Consider the following 4,159-nt stretch of genomic DNA (forward strand, 5'->3'; position numbering starts at 1 on the left):
GCTAGCTTTTTAGAAAGAATAACGTTTTTTGTCACTTGGGGGTAGTGAAAATTCTTAAGTTGATGGGCATGGGGTCCTACCAACAAAAAGCGCAAAACATACGCTAGGCAAAATTTAACATGACGAAACTGTTGAGTGACAATAAAGTTCTTTCCTTACCAATAAAGTTGTTTACTAATCGGTTTGTTTTATTACAATAAAGTCGTTTGCTTTTACCATAAGGTTGATAAATCAACTGTTTGAACGCATAAAAGTAAACAACTATTTTTATGCATTTGGCGAAAATCTAAAAAATGGGGTTGCCAGCAAGATTTCTTCAGGAGGCTCTCTTGTGCTAAACAGCCAGGCCAAGTACCTTATTTCACGATAACGGTTGATCAATTCCAGCACTTCTCCGACTTTGTTTTCCTTCATCAATCTCTCGCTGAACAAAATGGCAGAGATTTGTCCCAAGTTTAAGCGTTGTTGTGATGTACTGTACAAATCATTTGCCGCCTCCGTAAACGAGGAACCTTCGCCTTTGCCCACCCAAACCGGGGGCTGCTCCGCTTTTTGCTGTCCCTCCAGCTTGGCCACTGTCGAGAAATCAAGCAATTGCACATACAAGGTGTATTGGCCATCGACATAGTCTATTCCAACAGCCGTAGCATAGTTCATGTTTTGCACTTCATATCTGCTCCAGCAACCGGTAAGGGTGAGAAGAAGGAAAAGTGCAACCATACTTTTATATCTCCTCATTTATGCCTGTCCCCTTGCCTTGTAGAATCTCGTGTCTTCAACATGTCCGGTCGAGTGTTTCGCTATGGCCAAGGTAATCGAAACAAAGCGTTGGCCAAGTCTTTAAATGGAGGTGATATTGGGGCCAAGTAAGGCAAGCCGCATGAACGCAATGAGGCTAAATGGCTGAGCACAATAAATAATCCAAGAAAGAAGCCATAAATGCCAAGCGTGGCAGACAGAATGAAAAGAAAAAAGCGTAAGGTACTAATCGTTCCAGCCAATGATAGGCTCGATAAAGTTGAACCAAAGATTTGTGTAATTGCTCCGATGACAACGATACCTGGGGATAAGGATCCAGCACGAATGGCCGCATCCCCCAGGATAAGTCCTCCTACAACCGTTACCGTGGAGCCGACCGCAGAAGGCAATCGGATACCAGCTTCCCGCAGGATTTCTAAGAAGAGAAGTGCAATAAACATTTCAACTGCCACATCAAAAGGGATTCCCAACCGGTTAATCCCCAAAGTGGCAAGTAGATAATAGGGCAGCTGATCTTGATGATAGGAAAGAATGGCAACAAAAAATGCAGGAAGCAGTAGCGATACGGACAAGCCAAGTAAACGAAGCGTTTGACCAAATGTAGCTGCCAAAGCAGTAAAGTGGATATCTTCGGGTGCTTTCACAAGCAAAAATAAATTGGCAGGCGCAATCAACGCAGCCGGTGTACCATCCACAATCAACGCTACACGCCCATTGAGCATACAGTTCACGGTAAAGTCTGCTCTGCCTGTATACCCCATCAAAGGAAACAATGCTTTTGTCGGTTCCATTAATTCTTCTAGCTGAGTGGCGCTAAACGCTCCGTCAATGTGAAGATCATCTAATTTATTCTTTACATCTTGAACAATCTTAGGATCAACAATGTCACGCATGTAAAGAATTGCAACGGTTGTTTTCGTGCGAACGCCTACTTTTTTCGTTTCATAAACCATGCTGGTTGATTTGATTCGTTTCCGAATTAACGCCACATTGACTCCCACTTCTTCCACAAATCCATCCTTTGGCCCCCGTACCGAAAGCATTCGCATCATCTGTACGTTCTTTCAAGCTGCGCGTAATATCTGCTGTTCTACTCATTTTAATTTGCAGGCCTTCATAATGGTTTTCCAAGAGATTTCGGATGCTACGGGAAATATTTAAGGTAATTTCTTTTTCCTGCATCCCATTGCCAATAGCTCCTGGGTCCATTCTCCCGTGACCAGGATCTAAATATAATTTAAACATTTTACACCACCTCGTACAAATAAAATATGATCGAAGAGTAACGGAGGTATAGGAATTCGTCTGAGATACATATAAAAATAGGTGATGATAGGCATTACATTTCATTGAATCAGATGATTTATTTTAAAGCTAAGAAATTTTCCAAATACGAGACCATATGTATGAGCAGCAATTAATGTTCCATATTTTTCGTGGGTCAGGCAAACTCTTGTTCATCTAGACAGTAGGCTGATTGATTATTGATGCTTCTTTCTTAACAAAACACCTAAGTGATTCTCTGTGCATATACTGTATCATTACTACAGGATTATGATTAAATACAACTCAATCTATACATAAAATAATCAAGGAGAGGTTAATTTTGAAAATTCCAAAGACAGCCAAAGTTAGTATCCCCTTTCCATCCGTATGGGGGATTGATGCTTCTATTGCGGGGAGATCCATTATTAGAGGTATACTTACCATTGATTCCATTGTAGACAACAAAGTAGTAGGTACAGTTAATTTTCGTGGTATACCTATTCCGATTAATGGGTATTGGGACGAAAGCGCTAAACAAATAAGTTTCGATTCACCATATGCCTCCTTTTTTGGCAACTTGACAATAATTGATGAGACCGCTATAAGCATTCGGCATTTCATTTTAAGTGGACGGTTTATAATGAAACCTCCCTCTTTGCTGGCTGGTGAATACGGAAATTGGATTGCTACAACCTTTACAACCCGTTTGGGACCTCCCATATATACTAATGTTTTACCACCTGCTGGTGCCTTTTCAGTCTCAAGTATGCTCTTGGGACAGCAATTGTTTTAATTAGACCATGACTTTATAAAAACAACCTTCGTTTGTGATTGACTAAGGTTGTTTTTTATAAAGTGTTCTCGGAAAATACAGCCTTGCTTTAAATCTGAGTTTAGCGTATATCTCCGTTAAAATGTACTCGGAACCCTTTGATGATCGTGCCTAGTTAGATAAACAAATATTGATACTTCCTTATAGAAATAGCCTGCTTGGTTAGGTACGTTGTTTCACAATCCCCGGAAATTTTTAATATAAGTAATGAATGCTTATTTTTTTCCTTCCGATAGCTTTCTATATAAAGAAGCTCTAGATACATTTGTAATTTCACAAATTTGATTTACAGTCATATTTCCTTCTTTATATAGCTTTACTGCATAATTCATTCCTGCGTGATTTTTATGATATTTCTTTAACCGTCCTTTAAACTTCCCTTCTTTCTTTGCGAGCTCAATTCCTTCACGCTGACGCATACGAATAAGGTCTCGCTCTAATTGGTTAACACCAGCCATTACCGTAATTAAGAATTGGCTATATGGATTATCTTCTGATAAATCTAGCCATGTATCCTTAAGTGATTTTAAGCTTCCCTTTTTATTTCGTATTAAATCAATCAATTCAAATAAATCTTGCGTACTTCGAGTGATCCGAGTTAAATCTGTAACATAAATAATGTCACCTTCCTGTAAATCCTCTAACATTTTTTGAAGTTGTTCACGATCTTTTGTGGCTCCTGAAGTTTTTTCTTCATAAATAATATCCATTCCAATTTCGTTCAATTGCCGAAATTGTCTTGAAGGATTTTGGCTAGTCGAACTGACGCGTACATAACGGGGTGGCGTCAGGAAAATGCGGATTTACAACGATAAGGAATTTCCAATATAAAAAGCCTGATTTCCCATCACCTAAATTGAGAAATTAGGCTCTTTTTTCGTTACTCCATAAACAGCATTCTATTACTGAATATGTAATTTACTTCGGGATAACAGGGACCCAGAGTTCGTGTCTTGGTTTATGCTTCGGACCGTAATAACATTCTATACACGGTAAATTTGCAAGTTCATACTCGGAGGTAGGGACCCACTCGGAATATAAACGTTTCCATGCATCCACTATGTTCGGAAAAACTGCCCATGTACTTGCGGGAATAATAAGCGTCTCCATATTTTCTGGGGATTCCCCATCGTATCTTACGCCCATGAAATAGGAAAATTGTTCATCTGTGATGGCAGCTTCTTTTCCGCAAACCCCCAGAAGGCTTTCAAGCGTGCATTTTGGATTTTCCCATGACATATCTACTAGTTCTTGCATAAATCCATCTTTTTTCGCAGTGTTCCAAAGCGTAGGGATTGTTTT

The 4,159-nt window shown here is 39.6% G+C and carries 6 protein-coding genes; 1 reads left to right on the forward strand and 5 read right to left on the reverse strand.

All coding sequences use genetic code 11. From position 1 onward, the window contains the following. Nucleotides 1–267: 267 nt before the first annotated feature. The 3 genes from PDQ68_RS28275 to PDQ68_RS28285 form a co-directional block, all read right to left on the reverse strand. Nucleotides 268–720, reverse strand: coding sequence for a Ger(x)C family spore germination protein (locus tag PDQ68_RS28275; RefSeq protein ID WP_000226102.1), 453 nt, complete (start codon nucleotides 718–720; stop codon nucleotides 268–270). An 80-nt stretch (nucleotides 721–800) separates the two neighbouring features. Continuing rightward, the gene (locus tag PDQ68_RS28280) at nucleotides 801–1,769 is read right to left on the reverse strand and encodes a spore germination protein (protein ID WP_228271847.1); all 969 of its coding nucleotides are present in this window, start codon (nucleotides 1,767–1,769) and stop codon (nucleotides 801–803) included. After that, the gene (locus tag PDQ68_RS28285; protein WP_002073809.1) at nucleotides 1,702–2,004 is read right to left on the reverse strand and encodes an N-acetylmuramoyl-L-alanine amidase family protein; all 303 of its coding nucleotides are present in this window, start codon (nucleotides 2,002–2,004) and stop codon (nucleotides 1,702–1,704) included. Before PDQ68_RS28285 ends, PDQ68_RS28280 begins: the two co-directional genes overlap by 68 nt. A gap of 361 nt (nucleotides 2,005–2,365) precedes the next feature. On the opposite strand from PDQ68_RS28285, the gene PDQ68_RS28290 reads away from it, so the two are divergent. Further along, nucleotides 2,366–2,818: a hypothetical protein gene (locus PDQ68_RS28290; protein WP_000701228.1), complete on the forward strand. Its 453-nt coding sequence runs from the start codon at nucleotides 2,366–2,368 to the stop codon at nucleotides 2,816–2,818. 254 nt (nucleotides 2,819–3,072) lie between these two features. Here PDQ68_RS28290 and PDQ68_RS28295 read toward each other — a convergent pair whose 3' ends face one another. Both PDQ68_RS28295 and PDQ68_RS28300 read right to left on the reverse strand, forming a co-directional pair. Beyond that, nucleotides 3,073–3,648, reverse strand: coding sequence for a recombinase family protein (locus PDQ68_RS28295; RefSeq protein ID WP_033656251.1), 576 nt, complete (start codon nucleotides 3,646–3,648; stop codon nucleotides 3,073–3,075). A 127-nt stretch (nucleotides 3,649–3,775) separates the two neighbouring features. Then, nucleotides 3,776–4,159: GyrI-like domain-containing protein (locus PDQ68_RS28300; RefSeq protein ID WP_270787156.1), on the reverse strand; the 384-nt coding region annotated here is incomplete at its 5' end.

It is taken from the genome of Bacillus cereus group sp. Bc010 (assembly GCF_027716745.1).
Taxonomy (GTDB): Bacteria; Bacillota; Bacilli; order Bacillales; family Bacillaceae_G; genus Bacillus_A; species Bacillus_A pacificus.

Coding starts and splice junctions, on each gene's coding strand:
- PDQ68_RS28275 (WP_000226102.1), bottom strand. CDS start 720: ATGGTTGCACTTTTCCTTCTTCTCACCCTTACCGGTTGCTGGAGCAGA.
- PDQ68_RS28285 (WP_002073809.1), bottom strand. CDS start 2,004: ATGTTTAAATTATATTTAGATCCTGGTCACGGGAGAATGGACCCAGGA.